Raw genomic sequence first — 22815 nt, forward strand, 5'->3', positions numbered from 1 at the left:
ATGGTCAAGATCCTCGCGGTGGTCACCGGCCTGCTCGGCGCCCTCCTCGCGGTGGCCACCCCGCTGCTGCCGGTGAATCAGACCACCGCAGAGCTCAACTGGCCGCAGGACGACAAGGTCGGCAGCGTCACCGCACCACTGGTGTCGTTCGTGCCGATCGACATGGATCTGTCGGTGCCGTGTTCGCTGGCGACCCGCCTGCCCGCCTCCGGCGGGGTGTTGCTGTCGACGCTGCCCACCGCCGGCCAGGAGGCCAGTGCGCGCGCACTGTTCATCCGGGCCACCGCCGACACCCTGACCGTCACCGACCGTGACGTCGTCATCCTCACCACGCCCCGCGCGGCCGCACAGCAGAACCCGGACTGCCGCATCCTGTTCCATGCCGACGGCACCGGTGTCTCGGCACGCTTCGCCGGCGGCCCCGGTGACGCGGCGACCGCACCGGCCCTGGCCGGCGACGGACTGCACACCTTCTCCGTCCCCGATCACCAGATGCGCCCGCAGATCGTGGGCATCTACACCGATCTTCCGGAATCGGCTCCGCGCGAGGGCCTCTCGCTGCACGCCACGATCGACACCCGATACGTCAGTTCGCCCTCACCGCTGAAGGTGACCGCGATCGTCGTCGGCATCCTGATGACCCTGGTCTCGCTGGTCATGCTGGGCATCCTCGATCATCGGGACGGGCGCGGGCACAAGCGTTTCCTGCCGTCGGGGTGGTGGACCATCCGCGGTTCGGACGTCGCGGTGTTCGCGATCCTGGCGTTCTGGTGGATCGCCGGTGCCAACACCTCCGACGACGGCTACAACTTCACCGTCGGCCGGATCACCGGCGACGCCGGGTATGCCGACAACTACTTCCGCTACTTCGGCGTGCCGCAGGACCCGTTCGGCTGGCACTTCCAGGTGATCTCCTGGATGACGCAGATCTCCACCGCCACACCGTGGATGCGGCTGCCCGCCTTTGCGCTGGGTCTGCTCGGCTGGTGGCTGATCTCGCGTGAGGTGATCCCGCGCCTCGGCCGGGCGGTGCGCAACAGCACCCCCGCGGTGTGGTCGGCGGCATTCGTCTTCCTCGCGATCTGGTTGCCCTACAACAACGGTCTGCGGCCGGAACCGGCCGAGGCCGTCGGCGCGCTGCTCACCTGGTGCTGCGTCGAGCGGGCCATCGCCACCCGGCGTCTGCTCCCCTATGCGATCGCGGTGGTCACCGCGGCGTTCACCCTGGCACTCGCACCCGGCGGCCTGATGGCCGTCGCCGCACTGCTGGCCGGAATCCGGCCGGTGGTGCGGGCACTGGTGACCCGCCGCAAGCGGGACGGTCTGCTGCCCATGCTGGCGCCGATCCTGGCCGCCGGTACCGCGGTGCTGTTCCAGATCTTCGCCGATCAACCCCTGGCACCGCTGCTCGAGGGCAACAAGGTGGCCACCGACGTCGGCCCCACCCTGGAGTGGTGGGAGGAGCCGGTCCGGTACTACTACCTGATCCTCCCGACCGCCGACGGCACCCTCGCCCGCCGCTACGGCATCCTGATGATGATCCTGTGCCTGATCGTGGTGCTGCTGCGGCTGCTCCGGCGTGAGCACCCCAACGGGATTGCGCGCGCACCGATCTGGCGGTTGATCGCGGTGACCCTGGGCACCATGTTCTTCATCTCGTTCACGCCCACCAAGTGGACCCACCACTTCGGTGTGTATGCGGGTATCGCCGCCGGTCTGGCGGCGGCCGCGGGCGCGATGATGGCTCCGGCGATCCTGCGGTCACGACGCAATCGCACGTTCTTCGCCGCGGCCGTACTGGCCGTCACCGGGATCTCGTTCACCGGCACCAACGGCTGGTGGTACATCGGCAGCTACGGCATCCCCTGGTGGGATCGGCCGCCCGCCGTCGCCTGGATCAAGCTGGGTTGGGTGTTCCTCGCCCTGGCGGTGATCACCGCCCTGATCGGCCTGTGGTTCCACTTCCGCGACGACTACGTCGACGACGCGACCCGTACCGGCCGTACGCCGCACTGGTATTCGCGGCTGACGTTCTCGCCGCTGCCGGTGATCTCGGCATTCGTGGTGATCTTCATGGTGGCCTCGTTCGCCAAGGCCGCCTATGTGCAGCGCGACTCGTGGTCGTGGCTGAACTCCAATCTGCGTGCCCTGAGCGGCAATTCGTGCGGATTGGCCAACGATGTGCTGGTGGAGGCCGATCCCACCGCAGGCCTGCTCCGGCCGGCCGCGGTGGGATCGGCACCGGCGCCGAGCGTCTCGGCGGCACTCGCCGGAACCGCCGACGGTGTGCCCCCGGCGGGCTTCTCCCCCAACGGTGTCCCGAACAAGTTGTCGGTGGATTCGACCGTCGACGAGAGCGCCGCGAGCTCGGCCACCAACAGTGCCCCGTCCGGTGCCGGCGCCGAGGACGCCACCACCGACACGTCGTCGGCGGCGGGCGGTACCGAGGGCGGGCAGGGCGCCACCGGCGTCAACGGATCGACGGTGAAGCTGCCGTTCGGCCTCGACCCGCTCGCCACCCCGGTCCTGGGATCGTACGGCTCCCCCACCGGCACCGGCGATCTCACCACGTCGTGGTACTCGCTGCCGGAACGATCCGACGACGCCCCGCTGCTGACCGTCGCGGTGGCCGGATCGGTGGAGGCGGTCGACGGGATCGGCGTCGTGCACTCCGGGCAGAAGCTGGTCGCCCGGTTCGGCCGCACCGGCCCGGACGGGAAGGTCACGCCGGTCGGTGTGCTCAGCCCGATCGACATCGGCGAGGCACCCACGTGGCGCAATCTGCGGTTCCCGCTCGCCGACGCCCCGGCCCGCGCGAACGTGGTGCGGATCGAGGTGTCCGACTCCGCCGGTGCCCCCAACGAGTGGATTGCGTTCACCCCGCCGCGGGTGAGCACCCTCGGTACCCTCAACGACGTCGTCGGCACCACCGATCCGGTGTTCATCGACTGGATGCCCGGGCTGGTGTTCCCGTGCCAGCAGCCGATGAAGGTCCGCAACGGCGTCCTCGAGGTCCCGCAGTGGCGGATCATGCCCGACGCCGAGGCCACCCGGAAGAACAGCCAGACCTGGATGGCCGGCACCGCCGGTGGCCCGCTCGGCATCACCGAGGCCATGCTGACCCCCACCCTGCTGCCCACCTATCTGCGCAACAACTGGGGACGCGACTGGGGTGGGCTGCAACGCTTCACCCAGATCGATCCGGCGCCCCCGGCACACCTCGAGCTGGGTACCGCGAAACGATCCGGGCTCTACGACCCGGCACCGATGCGGTCGAGCGGATACTGATCCGACGGCCAGGGTCGGCTCACCTTGCTTGCGGGCGAGCCGACCCCACGGTTAGCTGGATGTATGACCGATGAGGGTGTCGACACCCGTGCCGACGGTGCACCGCACCAGCACGCGGGTGAGCCGCATTCCGGTGGCGCGCTCGCGAACCGGCTGAACTGGCTACGTGCCGGGGTGCTCGGGGCGAACGACGGGATCGTGTCGACGGCGGGCATCGTCGTCGGCGTCGCCGCCGCGACCGTCGAGCGCGAGCCGGTGTTCACCGCCGGTATCGCCGCCCTGGCCGCCGGTGCGGTGTCGATGGCGCTCGGCGAGTACGTGTCGGTGAGCGCCCAACGCGACACCGAGAAGGCATTGCTGCGCAAAGAGAGCCGCGAGCTCGCCGAGCAGCCGGAGGCCGAGTTCGACGAGCTCGTCGGTCTCTACGAGGCCAAAGGCCTCTCCCACGACACCGCCTGCCAGGTCGCCCGGGAGCTGACCGCCCACGATGCGTTCTCCGCGCACGTCGACGTGGAACTCGGGATCGACCCGGACGAACTGACCAATCCGTGGTTGGCCGCGTTCTCGTCGGCGGTCGCCTTCACCGTCGGCGCACTGTTGCCGTTGATCGCCATCCTGGTCCCACCGGCAGGCGTACGGATTCCGATCGCCTTTGTCGCCGTCATCCTCGCGCTGGCACTGACCGGCGCGGTCGGCGCCGTCCTGGGCGGCTCCAGGCCGTGGCGGCCGATGGCCCGGGTGGTGATCGGTGGCGCGATCGCGATGGCCGTCACCTACGCGATCGGCAGCCTCGTCGGACATGCGGTGGGTTGAGTTCTTGCCGTGACCGATCGGGGGCCTTGTGTCCGGCACACCCTGGTCGCCGACAACGTCGGCTCACGAGGTTTCGACACGGGTCCTCGCCCTTCCGGCTCGGTCCCGGCTCAACCACCAAGCGGTACAACCGGTTTTGAGAGCCAAAAACCAACAACCCACGATGATCGAGCCGGGACCTTACGGCTCCCACGCCCCTGCTCACCGACAACGTCGGCTCACCAGGTTTCGACACGGGTCCTCGCCCTTCCGGCTCGGTCCCGGCTCAACCACCAAGCCGTACAACCAGTTGCGAAAACCAAAAACCCCACAACCCACGATGATTGAGCCGGGACCGAGCGCAGCGAGGACCCGAGTCGAAATCTCCCACAGCCAAGCACACCAACCCGACCACAACCCCGGTCACCGACAACGCCGACCCACCAGGTTTCGACACGGGTCCTCGCCCTTCCGGCTCGGTCCCGGCTCAACCACCAAGCGGTACAACCGGTTGCGAAAACCAAGAACCAACCCGACCGACAAACGCAGCGACGGCCTACTCAATCGGCCAGCGCCTCACGATGATTGAGCCGGGACCGAGCGCAGCGAGGACCCGAGTCGAAATCTCCCACAGCCAAACACACCAACCCGACCACAACCCCCGGTCACCGACAACGCCGACCCACCAGGTTTCGACACGGGTCCTCGCCCTTCCGGCTCGGTCCCGGCTCAACCACCAAGCGCTACAACCAGTTGCGAAAACCAAAAACCGACAACCCACGATGACTGGTCACCGACAACGCCGACCCACCAGGTTTCGACACGGGTCCTCGCCCTTCCGGCTCGGTCCCGGCTCAACCACCAAGCGGTACAACCCGTTGTGAAGACCACCGAGCGGCGCAACCCACTACGAAGACCGCCCAGTGGTGCAATCGGTTACGAAGGCCGATCAGATGGGCATCAGGTAGTGCTTGCGCGGGGTGCGCAGCACGTTCTTGTCCTGCAACTGTGCCAAGGCCTTCCGCAACTGCAGGCGGGTGTCGGCGGGCTCGATCACCGCGTCGATGTAGCCTCGCTCGGCGGCCAGGTACGGCGTCGCCATCATGACGTTGTAGAAGTCGATGAAGTCGCGACGGATCTTGTCGGCGTCGGCGGCCGACAAGCCCTCGGTCTGCCTGCGGGTCAGCACCGCTGCCGCGGACTCGGCGCCCATCACCGCGATCTTGGCGGTCGGCCAGGCGAAGTTGATGTCGGCGCCGAGCTGCTTGCAGCCCATCACCGCGTATGCGCCGCCGTAGGCCTTGCGCAACACCACGGTCACCTTGGGGACGTCGGCCTCGACGTAGGCGAACAGGAACTTGCCCGAACGCCGGATGGTGCCCTTCTGCTCCTCGGCCAGGCCCGGCAGGATTCCGGGGGTGTCGACCAGGAACACCAGCGGGATGTTGAAGGCATTGCAGATGCGGACGAAACGTGTCGCCTTCTCCGACGAATCGGTGTCGAGCACCCCCGACATCACGTTCGGCTGGTTGGCCACCACACCCACCGACTTGCCGTCGACGCGCGCGTAACCGGTGATCAGGTTGGGCGCGAACAGCTCTCCCACCTCGAGGAAGTGTCCGTCGTCGAACAACCTGAGGATGATGTCGTGCATGTCGTAGCCGGCATTGTCGTTGTCCGGCATGAAGTCGTTGAGCGACAGGTCGCTCTCGGTGACCTCGGGCTCCAGACCCGGATTGATCACCGGCGGCTTCTCGTAGCAGCTCGACGGCATGAACTGCAGGTACTCGCGCACCCACTCGAATGCCGCTGCCTCGTCGTCGGCCACGTGATGGATGTTGCCCCAGCGTGCCTGGTTGTGGGCACTGCCGAGGTCCTCGGCCGAGATGTCCTCGCCGTTGACCTGCTTGAGCACATCCGGGCCGGTGACGAACATGTACGACTGGTCCCTCACACCGACGAGGATGTCGGTGTTCGCCGGGGTGTACACCGCACCGCCGGCACACTTGCCGAGGATCACCGAGATCTGCGGCGCCAGACCCGACAACAGGTCGTTGCGGCGGCCCATCTCGGCATACCAGGCCAGCGAGGTCACCGCGTCCTGGATGCGGGCACCGGCCGAGTCGTTGATACCGACCATCGGGCAGCCGATCTTGCCCGCCCACTCCATCAGCGCAGAGACCTTGCGGCCGAACATCTCTCCGACGCTGCCGCCGAGCACGGTCTGGTCGTGGGAGAACGCCGCGACCGGACGCCCGTGCACCAGACCGTGACCGGTCACCACACCGTCGCCGTAGCCGGTCTCCGCGGCACCCGGCATCTTGGCCAGCGCACCGGTCTCGATGAAGGTGCCCGGGTCGAACAGCATCGCCAATCGTTCACGTGGGGAACAGATCCCCTTTGCAGCACGCTTGGCAATCGCCTTCTCCCCGCCGGGTTCCCTGGCCAGTTCGAGCTTCTGGCGCAGGTCGGCGAGCTTGGCGGCGGTCGTATCGGTCACGGTCGGTCTCTTTTCGGTTCGGAAACAGGTGCGATCAGCGGGCGTCCGGTCGGATACGACCGACACGCTCGGTGAGATCGGCACCGATCTTCGCGATGTAGGGCTCGTCGACGATCGACAGGTGATCGCCACCGATGTGGATGATCTCCAGGTCGTCGACCACCTCGCCCCATCGCCCGTCCTCGTCGATCTCGGCCCACTGGGGTTCGAGTTCGATCGCGCCGGCATGCATCTTGTCGGCACGGTAGAGCACCACCTTGCCGTCATACGGCTCCGGCGAGATGTTGCTCAACACACGGTTCTCGATGAACGAGGTGCGCTGGTGTTCGATGATGCCGCCGGGGATCTTGGTCCCCGACATCGACATCATCTCCATGATGATCGCGAACTGCCCCTCGTCGTCGGCGTCGACGAGACGATCCATCGGGATCGGGATGTCGGCGTCGAGATCGTAGTTGCGGATCGCGAACTCCTTCCAGCGTTCGAGGCGGGCACGCTTGGTGTCCGGGGTCTCGGTCATGTCCTCACGCGGACGGACCACGTCGATCAGACCGACGAAGGCGACGTTCTCGCCCTGCTCGCGCAGCACCTGGGCGACGCCGTAGGCCAGCGCACCGCCGAACGACCATCCCACCAGGACGTACGGCCCGTTCGGCTGCAGCTCACGCAGACGCGGGAGGTACTCGCGCACACGCTCTTCGATCGTCCCCTCGACACCGCGGTCGAAGCCGATCACCGGCTGGTCGGCGGGCAGCCGCTTCAGCAGCGCCTCGTAGGCGGCGGTGTTGCCGCCGGCCGGATGGAACAGCAGGATCGGCACCGGGTCACCGGCGGCCGGGTCGTAGGACTTCTTGCCCTCCGGCGACAACCGCAGGTACCGCAGGAAGCCGTCGGTGTCGGCGGACGCGTCGAGGAAGTCGCGAACGTAGTTCGACATCTCCTCGATGGTCTCGGCGTCCAGGATGTCCTCGACGTCGATCTCGCCGCCGGTGCGCTCGTTGAGCTTGTCGGTGAGCGCCTGCGCCGCATCCTCTTCGAGCACCGGCAGCTTGTTGAAGATGCCGCCCGGCGAGCGCTTGGTGACCATCGCGTACACACCGAAGGTCAGACGCTCGGCCGCATCGCGCGGCGGGACATCCGATCCGGCCGCCTCGGCGACGGCCCGCTGATCGGTGATGTCGGTGGTCGGGGCTGCCGCAACCGGCGTCGGGGCCGGTTGCGCCACAGCCGGTTCGGGCTCTGCGGCGGTATCCGGCTCCACGGCCTCCGGGGTCGGCGCGAGGGCCGGCTCGACCGCCGGTTCAGCCGCGGCGGTCTCCGATCCCGCAGCCCGCTTGGCGTTCTGCTCGTCGATGTAGGCGTTGAGCGCCGCGGTGTCGAGTTCTCCTCCACCGGCGACGTTCTCGGTCAGCGAGTCCAGCTCGTCACGGTGGGTGACGGCGTACTCGACGAACTTGGTGACGTCGTCGAGGTTCGCCTGACGCATCGCCTGCAGCTGTAGCTGCGGGATGTCGAACTCGAACTCGACGCGGTTCTTGATCCGCACGGCCATCAGCGAATCCAGGCCCAGCTCGATCAGTGCGATCTCGCGCGGCAGGTCCTGCGGGTCGTAACCCATCGCCTCGCCGACGATGATCGCGAGCCGGTCACCCACCGTCTCACCGGATTCGGGGTTCCACTTGGCGCCGATGTCGTCGACGACCTCGTCCTCGACGACCACCTTGTCGTCGGCGAAGACCGCGGCACCGGACGGCTCCGCGGCAGACGCCGACTCGACGGCCGCGGGTGCCGTGGTGGCCGCGGCATCCGGGTCACCGGTGACGACGGCCTCGAACAGCAACCGGAAGTTCTTGTCCTGCTTGACGTGCACCGTGACCGACGCACCGCCCGGGTGCGGGCTGAGCGTGGTGGTCAGGGTTCCCTCGGCGGGGAACTCACCGTGGGCGACGGCCGCACCGACCGCGGCACCGGAGAGCACCTGCGCCGCGGCGGCCCGGACGAGCTCACGCGGATCGGTGACCGCAGCCGCGGCCACCTCCCAGGCGTGCCGGCCGTCGGGCAGCGCGACATGCGCTCCGGGCACCGATCCGGCGCCACCACCGGAACTGATCCGGGCCTTGAGCCAGTAGGGCTTCCGGTCGAAACGGGTCCGCGGGATCGCGGCGAACCCACCGGCACCGAACAGCGATGCGACGTCCACCGGATGTCCGTGCACGTACAGCTTCATCAGCGCGTTGACCAGGCCGTGGCTCTCGTCCTCCTTGCGCTTGAGCGTCTCGACGAGTTCCGCGTCGTGCAGGCCCGCGGTGAAGGTCACCGCGGCCACCGAGATCAGCACCGCCGGATTGGGCGAGAGCTCGATGAAGGTGCGGTGTCCGTTCTCCACCGTCTTGGCGACGGCCTGGGAGAACCACACACTGTGCCGCAGACCCTTGAGGAAGTACTCGACGGTGTGCACCGGTGCGGCGTGCGGACGGTAGTAGGCCTCGCGGTCGACCGAGCTGTAGATGCCGAAATCCAGTGGCAGCGGCTCGATCCCGGTGAGCTCGTAGGCGAGCTCACCCAGGATCGGTTCCACCTGCGAGGTGTGGCTGGCGCCCTTGGTCTGCAGTTTGCGACCGAGCTTGCCCTCGGCCTCGGCGCGCGCGACGATCGCGTCGACCTGCGGCTCCGGCCCACCGATGACGGTGTGGGTGGGAGCGGCGTAGACGCAGATCTCCAGATCGGGGTAGTCGGCGAGCACATCGGTGATGTCGGTGGCGCTGTACTCGACCAGCGCCATCAGCCGGATGTCGTCGCCGGTCAGGGTGGCCTCGCCCTCGGCCATCAGCCGGGACCGCTGGCAGATCACGCGGGTCGCGTCCGCCAGGGACAGACCGCCGGAGATGTAGGCCGCCGACGCCTCACCCATCGAATGCGGAACCAGCACACCGGGTTGTGCGCCGAAGTGCCGCAGCGTGTCGGCGAGGGCCACCTGGATGGTGTAGATACCCACCTGGCTGGTCTCGATGCCGTAGGTCTGCTCGTCGTCGAGGAACATCGCGGCGATCGAGTAGCCGAGTTCGTTCTCCACCAGCGCATCGACGCGGTCGACGTACTTCGCGAACACCGGGTTCTCGGTGTAGAGCTGCTTGGCCATCTTGCGGTGCTGGGAACCGAAGCCCGACAGCAGCCACACCGCCGACGCCGCATCCGGCGAATCACACGAGTACACGGCCGGATTGGCCTTGCCCTCGGCGACGGCCCGGACACCGGCGATCGCATCGTCGTGGGTGCGGGCCATCACCACGGCGCGCGAACGGCCGTGGTTGCGGTGCGACAGTGCCCGGCCGATGTCGGCGAGCGGGGTGGCCCGGCCCGCCGGCGACTCCAGCCAGTCGGCCAGATCGGCGGCGGTCTTCCGGCGGCGCGACGGCAGGAATCCCGAGATCACCAGCGGCACAACCGCTCCGTCGACCGCGGCCGGGGCGAACCCGGCGGCCGGGTCGGTCTCGGCGACGGCGGCCGGCGCCGGCGTCCGGGTGGCCTGCGCGGCGAGGATCGCCCGCTCGGCCTCGGTGAGGAAGTCCTCGTCGTCGTCGGCGTCGTCGACGACCGCAGACTCCGTGACGGCCGGAACATCCTCGGCCGCAACGGTTTCGGCGAGATCAGATGGCAGCACCTCACGCACGATGACGTGCGCGTTGGTCCCGCCGAACCCGAAGCCGGAGACACCGGCGATGGCGTGCCCGGAGTACCGCGGCCATTCGCTGGGCTCGGCGGTCACCTTGAGTCCGGTGGCGTCGAACTGGATGTAGGGGTTGGGTCCCGAGTAGTTCAGCGACGCCGGGATGGTGTCGTGCTGCAGCGAGAGCAGCACCTTGGCCAGCGCACCGGCGCCGGCCGCGGACTCCATGTGGCCGAAGTTCGTCTTGGCCGAACCCAACAGGGCCGGGGCGCCCACGACGCGGCCGCGACCGACCACCCGGCCGAGCGCGTCGGCCTCGATCGGGTCACCCAGGATGGTGCCGGTACCGTGCGCCTCGATGTAGTCGACCTGGCGCGGATCGAGTGCGGCGTCGGCGTAGGCCGCGCGCAACACCTCGACCTGGGCCTCCGGATTGGGCGCGAAGATCCCGTTGGAGCGACCGTCGGAGTTGACCGCCGACCCGGCGACCACCGCGAGGACGGTGTCGCCGTCGCGGCGGGCATCCGAGAGACGCTTGAGGACGAACATGCCGCCGCCCTCCGAGCGCACCATGCCGTCGGCATCGGCGGAGAACGCCTTGATGTGCCCGTCCTTGGCGACCGCTCCGATGGTGTCGAAGCCCACCGTGGCAGCCGGGGTGAGGATCAGGTTGACGCCACCGGCGAGGGCGACCTCGGACTCCCCCGACCGCAGGCTGCGCACCGCCTGGTGCACGGCGACCAGCGACGACGAGCAGGCGGTGTCGATCGCGACCGACGGGCCGTGGAAGTCGAAGAAGTACGAGACACGGTTGGCGATGATCGAGGTCGCGGTACCGGTCAGGGCGTATGCGGCGGTCTCGTCCGATCCCTCGCCGAGGCCGAGCGCGGCCATCAGCTGGTAGTCGTTGGTGGAGGTGCCGACGAAGACCCCGACCTGGCCGCCCTTGAGGTCGCTGGCCGGGATGCGGGCGTGCTCGAGCGCCTCCCAGGTCAGTTCCATCGCCAGGCGCTGCTGCGGGTCGACCATCTCGACCTCGCGCGGGCTCATCTGGAAGAAGTCGGCGTCGAATCCCTTGACGTCGTCGAGGTATCCGCCGCGCAGGTTGCGCTGCGCGAGCACCTCGGCCATCTGCGGGTCGGACCAGAACTCGACCCACCGGTCGTCGGGCAGCTCGGAGATGCCGTCGCGGCCCTCGACGAGCGCCTCCCACGTCGACTCCGGGGTGTGCCCGGCCTTCGGGAAGCGGGTGGAGAAGCCGACGATCGCGATGTCATCGGCGGCGTCGCGCTCGCGCTCCCAGAAGCGGTCGGCGTCGGCGTCGAGACCCTCGTCGGGATCTCCCTCGACGATCCGCTTCGCCAGCATGGCGATGGTCGGATGGTTGTAGGCGACCGTCGCGGTGAGGATGACACCGGTCTTGTCCTCGACGTCGGCGGCCAGGGCCACCGCGTCGCGGGAGGACAGACCGAGCTCTTCCATCGGGCGGTCGTCGGAGATCTGATCGGCGGGCACACCGGTGGCCGCGGACACCCAGTCGCGCAGCCAGTCCTGCAGTTCGGGAACGGTCAGACCGCCGGCGGTCTCCCCGTCGGCTGCGTGGTTCGCAATGCTGGCGCCCGGATCGACACCTTCTGGCTGTTCGCTATTCAGTTCAGACATCGCTTCCAGACTAATTGGCGCAGGGCCCACGATGTCGCGGGCCCTGCGGATGGGTGAAGCTCTCGTCCGTAGATCGAGCGCACGGACCGGTGCGTTACTCGCCGCTGTCGGGGAACGCGGTCTGCTTGTAGCCGCCCCGCAGGCTGCCGTCGATGTAGGCGGCCTTGGTGGCACGGCGGGCGATCTTGCCGCTGGAGGTGCGCGGGATGGACCCGGCCGGGACCAGCAGGATGTCGCGGGCCATCACGCCGTGGCGTTGGGCGATCGACGCACGGACGGTGTCGGCGATCTCCTGCGGGTCGGTCTTCTTGCCCGGACCGCGCTCGGCCACGATCACCAGCTGCTCGGATGCGTCGTCGGCGTCGAAGGTCAGGCCGCTGGTGGACTGCTCGAAGACCTCGGGCGGCAGCTGGTTGGTCGGCACGGCGAAGGCGGCGACGAAGCCCGGACGCAGGGCGGTGCTGGCCTCCTGCGCGCTGAACTCGATGTCCTGCGGGTAGTGGTTGCGACCGTCGACGATCACCAGGTCCTTGACGCGGCCGGTGATGTAGAGCTCCCCGTCGAACCACACGCCGTAGTCGCCGGTGCGCATCCACCGGGCGTCGGCCGGGGCACCGGCGGTGTGGCTGCCCGCGGGCAGGACCTTGCTGATGGTGTTCTGGAAGGTGTCCTTGGTCTCTTCGGGCTTGTTCCAGTAGCCGGCGCCGATGTTGAGCCCGTGCAGCCAGATCTCGCCGACATGGCCGTCGGGGCGTTCCTCGCCGGTCTCGGCGTCGACGATCGCGGCCCACTGGCTCAGCGCGACCTGACCACACGCCACCTGGGCGACGGCATTGGCCGCGTCGGCGTCGACGACCACCATGCGCCCGGCGTTGAGCTCCTCGCGGTCGACGTAGACGATCTTGGCCTCGTTGTCGCGCTGGGTCGCCGAGACGAACAGCGTCGCCTCGGCCATGCCGTAGCACGGCTTGATGGCGGTCTTCGGCAGGCCGTACGGCTCGAAGGCCTCGTTGAACTTCTTCATCGAGCTGACGGTGACCGGCTCGGACCCGTTGATCAGGCCGATCACGTTCGACAGGTCGAGGCTCTCGCCCGGCTTCGGCAGGCCGCGCGCGGCGGCGTGCTCATAGGCGAAGTTCGGCGCGGCGGCGTAGGTGGGGGCGTTGTCGTCGTCGGCGGCGAGCTCACGGATCCACCGGCCCGGGCGACGCACGAACGCCTGCGGACTCATGATGGTGATGTACTTGCCGCCCAGCGCGGGCAGGATCACCGTCAGCAGACCCATGTCGTGGAACATCGGCAGCCAGGTGACGCCGCGCGCGTTGCGGTCGATCTCGATGCAGTCGTAGATCTGCAGGCAGTTCGCGGCGACCGCCTGATAGGTGATCTCCACCCCGGCCGGGACGCGGGTCGACCCGGAGGTGTACTGCAGGTAGGCGACGGTGTCGCGGTTGTGGTCCTTGCCGGCGACCGGCGCCACCCAGCTCGACCCCACCGAATCCGGCACGGCGTCGACGGCGATGACGCGCGGACGCTGCTTGGCCGGACGGTCGGAGAAGAAGTCGCGCACGGCCTCGGCGGACTTCGTGGAGGTGAGGATCGCGGTGGGTTCGCAGTCGGCGAGGACCGCGGTGAGCCGGTCGGTGTGGCCGGGCTCGTCGGGGCTGAACAGCGGCACCGCGACATTGCTCGCGTAGAGCGCGGCGAAGAAGCCGATCACGTACTCGAGCGACTGCGGGGCGAGGATCGCCACCCGGTCGCCCGGTTTGGTGACCTGCTGCAGCCGGGCCGCGACAGCGCGCAGGCGCTTGCCGAACTGCGCCCAGGTCAGGTCCTGACGTTCACCGTCGCGTTCGCGGCTGTAGTCGATGAACCGATAGGCGAGCGTGTCGGCCTGTTCACGCACGTTGCGCTCGACATAGTCGACCAGCGTCGCATCCTCGTTGAAGTGGAGCTGGCCGTTCTCGTCGAGGAACTGCTCAAATTCAGTGTTCAGCATTCATAACTCCTGTGCCCCCGCATGGACCACCGGACCGGGGCGCGTCATCCGCGCCACGCGATGCTTCCCCCGTTGCACCACGTCGACCGACCCTGCGCGGCCGGTCTCGGCCGGCGGGCGAGCGGTCGGCTCGGCACCCACTCCGTGCTACCGCGTGACACGGTAGCGCAGTCCTGTTTACCCATTCGAATCGGACGTGATCGTTGTCTCTTACTCGTTGTCTCATGGTCGGCGGGCTGCGGAACGATCACTTCCCGCAGCCGCCTACGCCTATCCCGTCAGCGTCTCTTGGCAGTTCTCCCCAGACCAAACCGACATCCTACTCCCCCTTGAGGAGCTGGATGATCGGCGCGAATGCGTCCATCTGGGTGGGGAACACGCCGACATAGGACATCGACGTGCGGCGCCGCACCTCCCGGATCTGGTCGGCGATCTGCTCGAACGCCCCGATCGCGATATACGGCGAATTCAGCACGTCATCGACGGTGAACTCGGTGTCGCGCTCGATGTTCGGCGGATATCCCTGGTCGAGGGCCTTCAGCGCCATCTCGGCGGTCGCGGTGCGGTCGTCGGTGATGACGATGACGGCGATGGTCCAGTTGAGTTCGATCTCACCGAATCGGTCGCCGGCCGCCTCACGGATACGGTCGACCCGCGCCGCGGTCTTCTCGATGGTCATGTCCGACAGCTTCATCTTGCCGTCGGGGGTGGTGCCGGGCGCCACGGAGATGATGTCGGCGTGCTTGGCGGCCAGGGCCAGCATCTTGGGGCCGCCACCGCCGACGGCGATCGGCGGGCGCGGGCCCTGCCGCGGCCGCGGGCTGCCCTCGAGGCCGGAGATCTGGTAGAACTCGCCGTCGAAGTCGACGGTCTCCCCGCGCATCAGACGGTCGAGGATGGTCAGCGACTCGTCGAGGCGGCGGATTCGGGTGCCGGGCGACTCGAACTCGATGCCGGCCTTGTCGAACTCTTCCTTCATCCAGCCCGCGCCGATCCCCAGCTCCAGACGTCCCTTGGACAGGACGTCGATGGTGTTGGCCTCCTTGGCCAGGATCGCGGGGTGACGGAAGCCGTTGGCGAGCACCGAGGTGCCCAGCCGGATGGTGCTGGTGGCCTGGGACAGCGCGCCGAGCGCGGCCATCGGTCCGACCTGGTTGCCGAGGTGATCGGGCACCGCGAAGGTGTCGTATCCGTACTCCTCGGCGGTCTGGGCGAGCTTGACGAACTTGCGGGCGCCGCCCTCGTCCTTGTTGCCCTCACCGCCGGCGCCGAACCGGAACTTACGCAGCCCGGTCGACTCGTCCGGCCGTTCGGCCTCGACCTGCGTCATCGATGTCTCCTCGTTCGGTCTATCCGTTGCCGTCATGGCGTCGGTGTCGCAGCCTCCGCGGGTTCCCCCGAAAGGGCGACATCCGCGGACCAGCAGCCCACGTTAGTGCAGCATGCGGGCCTGACCAAACGGTTCGTGATCGTGATCAGCGAGTTCCCACCAAGTCGACAGCCGGCGTGGAGCTCAGTTGTGGGCCGGACGCGGCGCCTCGTCGATCACGCCGGTGGCCCAGCCGTACATCCACTGGGTCGCCGAGGAGCCGTTCAGCGACCAGTACTTCTTGGTCGCATACATCGCGTGGACCGGATTGTTGATCGCCCCCATCAACTGGTTGACCGCACCCAGCGGGTTGGTGACCGTCGGCGCGTCGCAGATGAGATCGCCTGGCGCACAGATGGTCACGACCTGATCCTGCAGGCTGCCGAAGCCGCCGGTGCGGGGTCCGGTCATGGTGATACCCGGGACCAGACTGCCCATGCCGCCCAGCGACACCTCGGCACCGACCCCCGGCGGGTTCGGTCCGATGTGGCGGCCCTCGGCGGGCATGCGGCGGCCGTCGGCGATCAGTCCGACGCCGCGCACGAGGTCGGCCTCACCTTCCGGGAGCACGCCGCGACCGTTACCGATCGCACTCGCCAGGTCACCCGCGATCACCGCGCCCTGGGAGAAGCCGAGGATCAGGTAGGTGGTCAGCGGACACTTCTCGTGGGTGGCGATGATCTTGCCCGCGGCCCGCTTGTAGCCCTGGGTGCGGGAGTCGTTGTAGTCGGTCTGGTGGTCGCCGAGATTGGTCGGATTCCGGAACTCGGCGACGTAGGGCACCGTGTACACCTCGGTGCGCGACGACGGGTACTCGTTGCTCAGCGCCTTGGAGACCCGCAGCAGCAGCGACGCCGGTTTGGACGTCGGGTTCAGCGGGTCGTCGTCGGCGGTGGACTCCCATGTGCCGGGCACGACCAGGGTCAGCATGTCCGGGCACGACGCCGGTTGCGCCTCCGGCCGCGTGGTGGGGGTCGAGGTGCCCGGCGGTCGTCCGCCCGGCTGCTCCGGCGGTCCGGTGAACAGGCCCTTGACCCAGATCAGGATCAGGACCAGGGCGATCACCGCGATCAGTGCGATGAACGAGATGAACAGGGCCAGGCCGCGCCGGCGGCGGCGCGGCGCTTTACGTCGGGCGTTCACAGATCGGATCCGTGCCTCAGCAGTAGTTCTGCTCGGCGGCCTTGATCACCTTGTCGGCCTTGGCGTTGGCCTCCTGGGTGCTGTTGGTGCCGGGCGACACCAGCGCGGTGACATAGCCCTTCACCGTGACCGGATCGGTGTTCTTCTTCTCGGCGCTGCAGACGTAGTTCGCCAGGGTCAGGGCGACGCTGTTGTCGGTGTCGCCGAGCAGCGTGACCTTCTGGTCGCGCAACGCCTGCAGGTACTTGCGGTCCTTGTCGGTGAGCGTCTGCCCCTGCGGTGCGGCGAAACCGCCGTCGGCGGCGGTGGACCGGGTGGTGGTCACCGCGGACGGTGCCGTGGCCGGCAGGCTCGAACCGGCGCTCGGGGCGGCGGACTGCGAGGCACTGTCCGAGCCCGCGGGTGCCACCGAACTCGCCGCGGCCGACGCACTCGGCGACGACGAATAGACCGAGGTGGTGGTCACCGGGGCACTGGTGATCGGGGCGGTCGCCGTCGAATCGTCGGCACATGCCGCGACCGAACCGACCGCACACATCGCACCGGCCAGCAGCAGCCCCAGCCGCAGGTACTTCGTCATCATCACTTCCTCGCTCAACCGCCCGGCGATTTCGAGATCGCCCGACGCCGGGGTCTCCCCGACCGCCAGCGCAAGGCTACCCGCCGCCACCGACCGTCTTCCGCACCCCGAGCACCTCACCTGCGAAAACCCTGCGAACTCTCACGGTGATCTCAGGGGAGCCACACCTGGCGCCCACACTCGCGGCCTCAGCGGGTGATCTGTGCCCCGCCGCGCGGGGTCCAGTTGATCCGCCCGTGCGCGAAGGTCTGGAACGCACCCTTGTCGCGCCAGGGCTGCTCGTCGCTGGTGGGCAGACCGAGCTTGCCGCCGGGGCCACCCTGGCCGGCGTAGGCGCCGCCGATCGCACCGGTGAGCACCTTGGGACCCTTGGGGCCGGTGATGATGCGGCCGTTGGCGAAGTCCTGGGCCTTGCCGCCGGTGACGCCGTACTCGGGGGTGAGGCAGGCGCCGAGCTTGGCGCGGTCGGCGACCTTCTTGAACGCCGCGCTGACCCTGCAGGCCACCTTGTCGCCGGACAGGCCGAGGGCGGCGGCCGCCTGCGGCCAGGCCTGCTGCATCTCGAACTCCCAGTACGGCCAGGTGTGGGTACCCGACGGCCGGTAGACGGCCTGCCCCGGGACGCCGAGTTCGTTGAGCTTGATCGCGAACTGCTGGGAGGTGACGCGGCTGAGCAGCTCGAGGCCCACGCCGGAGTAGTTGGTGGCGAGCATCGGGATGTCCGACGGGCTGTCGTGCGGCCCGACCATGCCGTTGCCGGAGGAGATGTAGAGACTCGTGCCGCGCAGCTTGTCGGCCAGCAGGTACGGGTCGTGTTCCTTCCAGGCCGGGTCGCTGGGCGGACCGAACATCTTCATCGCGTCGTAGCCGCCGCCGTCACGCAGGGCGAACTGGATGGCCTGCGGCATGCCGTAGGAGGTCATCTGCAGGATGCCCGAGAACGACGCGGCGAACTTGTAGAAGCCGGGGTTGCGGGCGGCGAGCATCATCGCCGCCGAACCGCCCATGGACAGTCCCTCGATGCCGCGGACGTCGGTGGAACGCCAGTCGCCCTGGATGATCGGCGGCAGTTCGCGGATCAGGAAGGTCTCCCACTGGTAGTTCTTCCCGCGGTCGGGTTCCTTCCAGTCGGTGTAGAAGCTCGACTCCCCGCCGATCGGCAGGATGACGTTGACGTTCTTGTCCTTGTAGAAGTCGACGATGTCGGTGTTGATCACCCAGCCGCTCTGGTCGTCCTGCGCACGCAGACCGTCGAGCATCGTCAGCTGCGGGAACTTCGCCTGCGGGTTGGCCCACCAGTCCCGGGCCAGCAGCAGCTGCACCTGGATCTCGGTGTTCATCGACGGGGAGAACACCCACAGCGCCACGCGGCGGTCGGTGTACCAGAAGACCTTGGTGACGCGGGCCGGTTGTGCCGGGGCGGCGGCCGGGGTCGCGGGGGTGGCGGCGGGGCTCGCCGGTGCTGCCGGGTTCGGGGCAGGTGCGGCCGGCGCCGCGGGCGACGACGGGGCGGGTGCGGCGGGTGCAGGGGCTGCCGGTGCGGGATCCGCGGCTGCCGGACGCTGACCGAGCAGCGCCATCACGGCCACGAGTACCGCGATCACGATCATCGTAATCACCCCACGGATGGGCCTGCGGCGTCCGTCTCTCCCCACGCTGACGTGTTGCATACCCTCGAGCTCCTTCACACCCCATGACGGTCGGCGCGTCTGCACCTTTCGAAGCATGACACCAGGGGCCTCCCAAGTCACATTGATCCCACTGGTGTCATTTAGCCTCAGGTGTTTCTTACACGCCCCGGGCGTGGTTCGGGAAGTGCCACGCTGTGACTGGTGGGTTTTTTGTGATTTCTGTGACCTGGGGCGGGCGCTCCGGAGCTACGGGCGAGGCGACCCGACGAGACGACCCCGCCCGGGACCGTGATGGTCCCGGGCGGGGTCGTCTGAGATGCGGATCAGCAGGTCAGCGGAAGAAGCCTCGTGCGTAGGCGTTCCAGACCATGTCCTGCCAGTAGCCCCAGGCGTGGGTGCCGTTGGCGTAGTAGGTCATGACCGGCAGACCGTTCAGGGCGGCGAGGCCCTCGAAGGCCTTGGCCTGGGTGAACGCGAGGATCTCCAGTGTCGAGCCCTTGAACAGGTCGTCGAACACATTCGGCAGCGCGTTGTACTGGCCGAACAGGCCGTTACCCGAACCGATGAAGATCTTCATGCCGTGCATCTGGTTGATGCGCAGCGACGGGTCGTTGTCGTACCAGCGGGCATCCCACGGCGGGCCCCACATGGCGTCGACGTTCCACGGCTTGGGATCGACGTCGAGCATCGCCAGACGCAGCATGGTGTGCATGCCGGGCGCGCTCAGGAAGTTGTAGCCGGACAGCGATGCGGCGGCGTAGTACAGATCGCGACGCTTGGTGGCCAGGGTCAGTGCGGCGTTACCACCCGACGACAGACCCATGATGGCGAACTTGCCGCCCTTGGTGCCGTACTTGCCGTACCGGCCCGACTTCAGTGCTGCGGGGAGCGTGTTGTTGATGACGCATTCCCACATGTACCGGCGCTGCTGGCCGTTGAAGTTACTCGGCGCATTCCAGTTGGTGTAGAAGCTGGCCGGGCCACCGATCGGCTCGACGACGTTGACGCCGCGCTTCACCAGCTCCTGGATGTTGGTGTTGATCTCCCAGCCCGAGAAGTCGTACTGGGCGCGCATACCGTCGAGCATGATGACGGTACGGGTGTTGCCCGGACGCTGCCAGGCACGGACCTTGACCTTGCCCGGGGCCATCGACTTGTTGCCGAAGGCGCCGTTGGTCGGCATGCCACAGGCGTCGATCCAGAACTCCTTGACACCGGCGGTGCCGTTGATGCGCGCATCCGCCTGGCCCACTCCAGCGACCGTGCCGACGAGTCCTGCGACGGTCAGCGCCGTGACGATCATCGCCACCACGCGACTACGGAGCCGTAGCCTGCCCTTCGGTTTCATTCCACCTGCACCCATCGACTGAAAATCTCCCTTTGTCACCGGCGATCGGCGTCAGAACCACGACGCCGATACCGGATTGTCACTCCGATGTCCGGATTCCCCCACCCGACCCGGCCCGGTGTCTCGATGGGCACCTGGGACGACAGGGGAGCCTATTTCAATTACCAACCCTCGACAAACTCTGTGACTTCTATCACACAATTCTCAGGTTGGTGAACGCAATGCCTCCCGGACATGTTGTTCACGGTTCTTCTATCGATATCGCCTCGGCGCACGTTACCGATCCGAGACAAACCCCCGCAAGTCGTGGGGGCGGTACGCACCGAACGTCCGAGTTCGGCCCGGCATCGGACCCCTCGGCGGGACCCTCGGCGCGACGCAACCGTGCCGGACACAGACCGCACCATCGCTATCGCGGGTTGATCCGCTGCGGCATCGTCAATCCACACCGCTGGATCTCGTACTCGGGGTTGCGTTCGATCCGGTAGTTGTTGAAGCCGAAGGACTGCTTCAGATTGCTCTTGAACCGCTGCCAGGTCCACGTGCCCTCGAAGGAGGCGAACCGGTCACGGGTGTCCGGACAGGTCAGTGCCACCTGCGCCTGACGCACCGTGTCCTCGTCGAGGAATCCCGGCAGGACCGGGCGGCGCGGCACGGCACCCGACTCGGCGACGACCCACTCGGTGGGCAGCACCTTGTCGTGGCCGATCCGGCCGTCCTCGAGTCGCTCGGTGTGCGCGGCGAGCGGATAGGCCAGACCCATCTGGTCCACCACGCGCACATCCAGCGGCGCGTTCATGCTGGTCATGCCGAGATTGAGGAAGTACACGGTCAGGGTGCGCTTGTCCTGCGGCGTCGACTGCGGCAGCGGGATGTAGTACCACTCGTCGTAGTTGAACGACGCCACCAGCACCCCGCCCTCCTTCTCGTGCTCGGCGATGTTGTCGACCATCGCCTGCATCCGCGGGTAGTCGAGGTAGTCGGCGGCGGTGACCGGGTTCTCGTTGCCCATGTTGGTCACGTAGAAGCGACGCTCGTCGACGATGCCGCTGCGGCCGATGTCGATGCCGGCGTTGGGCAGGACGGTCTCGTGGACCATCGCCGCCCACACGACGGTGGTGACCCACAGCCCGGCCATGATGACCGAACCGGCCAGCTGCAGCCTCGTACGACGGTTACGGGTGGAGGCATCGGGGACATCGGGTACGGGGGTCTCGGTTGCGGGGATACCGGCGCTCGGGTCCGTCCCTTCGGGGGCGTCGTCGGCGCTCACACCACCGTTGATCGCCTCACCGGTGTTCTCGCCGGTGTTCGCATCATCGGTGGACACGGCCGCGGGCGTACGACGGAAGGCGGCGACGACGCCGTGTACCGGGATGGTGACCGGGATGACCATCAGCGGCAGCAGCAGGACGAACAGCGGCGTGAGCAGCACACGGCCGTGCATGAAGTCGCCGCCCTGGCGCAGCCAGTAGACGAAGACGATGGCACCGGCCAGCAGGATGGCCACGGTGACCGCGGTGGGGGTCTGCAGAGCGCGCGACCAGCCGGCCAGGCGATCGCGACGAGACGCCGGGGCGTCACCGGACGCGCTGTCAACGGACGCGCTGTCACCGGCCGGGGCGGGGGCCGGTGCGAGGCGACGCAGCCGCGCGCCGATCAGCATCAGCACACCGGCAACCACGGCGAGGATCACCGGCAGCAGCAGCGTGTACGGGCCGAACAGGTTGGCCAGATAGGTGAACCCCTGCCCCCACTTGGAGCCGGAAGCGTCCTTGGCGACGGCCGGATTGGGCACCAGCAGGCCGTAGTAGCCCATCCGGAAGATCTGGTAGCCGACCGGCAGGACCGCCGCGACGACGACCACACCGACACGCATCTTCCAGGACAGCGGGGCCAAGAACACCAGCACCAGCGCGATGCCGCCGACCACGGCCAGCTCGGGACGCACCAGCGGGGCCAGACCCGCCCAGAATGCGAGGAACAGGGTCGCGGCCGCTCCGCCGCGCGTGGCGTCGGCCCCGTTGGCGCGACGGCTCCACGACACCAGCAGGCACCACAGCACCGCGGCCCAGAAGATACAGAGTCCGTTCTCCAGACCGCTGGTGGCGAAGTCGCGAGCGGGCGGCACGGCGATGTAGACGATCGCGCCCAGCGGCAGCAGCAAGGTGTAGCCGTCGCCGGTGACCCCGCCGATGCGGTTGCGCAGCAGACGCGCGGTGCCGTACATGGCGATCGGGATCGCGGCCACCGACAGCACCAGGGCGACCCACAGGGCCACGTACTCGAGCTGTCCGTCGGTCACCCACGCCCAGAACCACAACAGGTAGGTCCAGGCGGTGGAGGTGTTGGCCTCGACCCGCTCCCCCGCGTTGAAGACCGGGCCGTTGCCGGCGAACAGGTTGCGCAGGGTGCGCAGGACGATCAGGCCGTCGTCGGCGATCCACCGACGCTGCCAGGCACCGATCGCGAAGAAGGTGGCGACGGTGACCGCACCGACGACGAAGCTGCCGATCGCGACCCACTCACGCGGACCCCGGGTACGCCCTGCGGCGACGGCCGAACCCCTGCGCTCGTCGCGCTTGCGTTCGTCCGTGCGGGTGGTCTCGTCGACCGGGCGCTTCTTCCCGTCGACCGGGCGCTTCTCCTCGTCGGCCGGGCGCTTCTCCCCGTCGACCGGGCGCTCGTCGGCGGGGTCGTCGAGGTTCAGCCGCAGCCAGCGGGTCGGTGCGTCGTCGCCGGGCTGGTCACCGGTGTGGTCGGGCCGACGATCAGGGCCGGAACGATCGGATCCACCCAGCCGGGTGGCATCGTCGGTCATGGGCCCACCGGTGCC

11 protein-coding genes are annotated in these 22815 nt (G+C 68.2%); 2 read left to right on the forward strand and 9 right to left on the reverse strand.

What is annotated here, in order from left to right; all coding sequences use genetic code 11:
• On the forward strand, positions 1 to 3288 hold the full coding sequence (locus Q9K23_RS11180; RefSeq protein ID WP_053778637.1) for an arabinosyltransferase domain-containing protein: 3288 nt from the start codon (positions 1 to 3) through the stop codon (positions 3286 to 3288).
• A gap of 63 nt (positions 3289 to 3351) precedes the next feature.
• Positions 3352 to 4101, forward strand: a complete 750-nt coding sequence (locus tag Q9K23_RS11185; protein ID WP_020793241.1) for a VIT family protein — start codon at positions 3352 to 3354, stop codon at positions 4099 to 4101.
• Between the two features lie 928 nt (positions 4102 to 5029).
• On the opposite strand, the gene Q9K23_RS11190 is transcribed toward Q9K23_RS11185, so the two are convergent.
• From Q9K23_RS11190 to zomB, 9 genes are all read right to left on the reverse strand, one after another.
• Positions 5030 to 6580, reverse strand: a complete 1551-nt coding sequence (locus Q9K23_RS11190; protein ID WP_053776683.1) for an acyl-CoA carboxylase subunit beta — start codon at positions 6578 to 6580, stop codon at positions 5030 to 5032.
• Positions 6581 to 6614: 34 nt separating this feature from the next.
• A complete protein-coding gene (pks13, locus tag Q9K23_RS11195) occupies positions 6615 to 11909 on the reverse strand; it encodes a polyketide synthase Pks13 (RefSeq protein WP_053776674.1) in 5295 nt (1764 codons plus the stop codon).
• 94 nt (positions 11910 to 12003) lie between these two features.
• Positions 12004 to 13908 carry a long-chain-fatty-acid--AMP ligase FadD32 gene (fadD32, locus tag Q9K23_RS11200; RefSeq protein ID WP_020791898.1) on the reverse strand — a complete coding sequence of 635 codons (1905 nt, stop codon included), beginning with the start codon at positions 13906 to 13908 and terminating at the stop codon, positions 12004 to 12006.
• A 319-nt stretch (positions 13909 to 14227) separates the two neighbouring features.
• The gene (locus tag Q9K23_RS11205; RefSeq protein WP_053776675.1) at positions 14228 to 15238 is read right to left on the reverse strand and encodes an LLM class F420-dependent oxidoreductase; all 1011 of its coding nucleotides are present in this window, start codon (positions 15236 to 15238) and stop codon (positions 14228 to 14230) included.
• A gap of 183 nt (positions 15239 to 15421) precedes the next feature.
• Positions 15422 to 16420 carry a cutinase family protein gene (locus Q9K23_RS11210; RefSeq protein ID WP_053776676.1) on the reverse strand — a complete coding sequence of 333 codons (999 nt, stop codon included), beginning with the start codon at positions 16418 to 16420 and terminating at the stop codon, positions 15422 to 15424.
• A 16-nt stretch (positions 16421 to 16436) separates the two neighbouring features.
• On the reverse strand, positions 16437 to 17000 hold the full coding sequence (locus tag Q9K23_RS11215; RefSeq protein WP_315971994.1) for a DUF732 domain-containing protein: 564 nt from the start codon (positions 16998 to 17000) through the stop codon (positions 16437 to 16439).
• 188 nt (positions 17001 to 17188) lie between these two features.
• Positions 17189 to 18610 carry an alpha/beta hydrolase-fold protein gene (locus Q9K23_RS11220; RefSeq protein WP_187343524.1) on the reverse strand — a complete coding sequence of 474 codons (1422 nt, stop codon included), beginning with the start codon at positions 18608 to 18610 and terminating at the stop codon, positions 17189 to 17191.
• Between the two features lie 352 nt (positions 18611 to 18962).
• Entirely contained in the window at positions 18963 to 19994 is a 1032-nt protein-coding gene (locus Q9K23_RS11225) for an alpha/beta hydrolase family protein (protein WP_053776677.1), read from the reverse strand.
• A 394-nt stretch (positions 19995 to 20388) separates the two neighbouring features.
• Positions 20389 to 22800: a flagellar motor control protein ZomB gene (gene zomB, locus Q9K23_RS11230; protein ID WP_261977766.1), complete on the reverse strand. Its 2412-nt coding sequence runs from the start codon at positions 22798 to 22800 to the stop codon at positions 20389 to 20391.
• Positions 22801 to 22815: the final 15 nt, after the last annotated feature.

It is taken from the genome of Gordonia sp. NB41Y (assembly GCF_030718915.1).
Classification (GTDB): Bacteria; Actinomycetota; Actinomycetes; order Mycobacteriales; family Mycobacteriaceae; genus Gordonia; species Gordonia desulfuricans.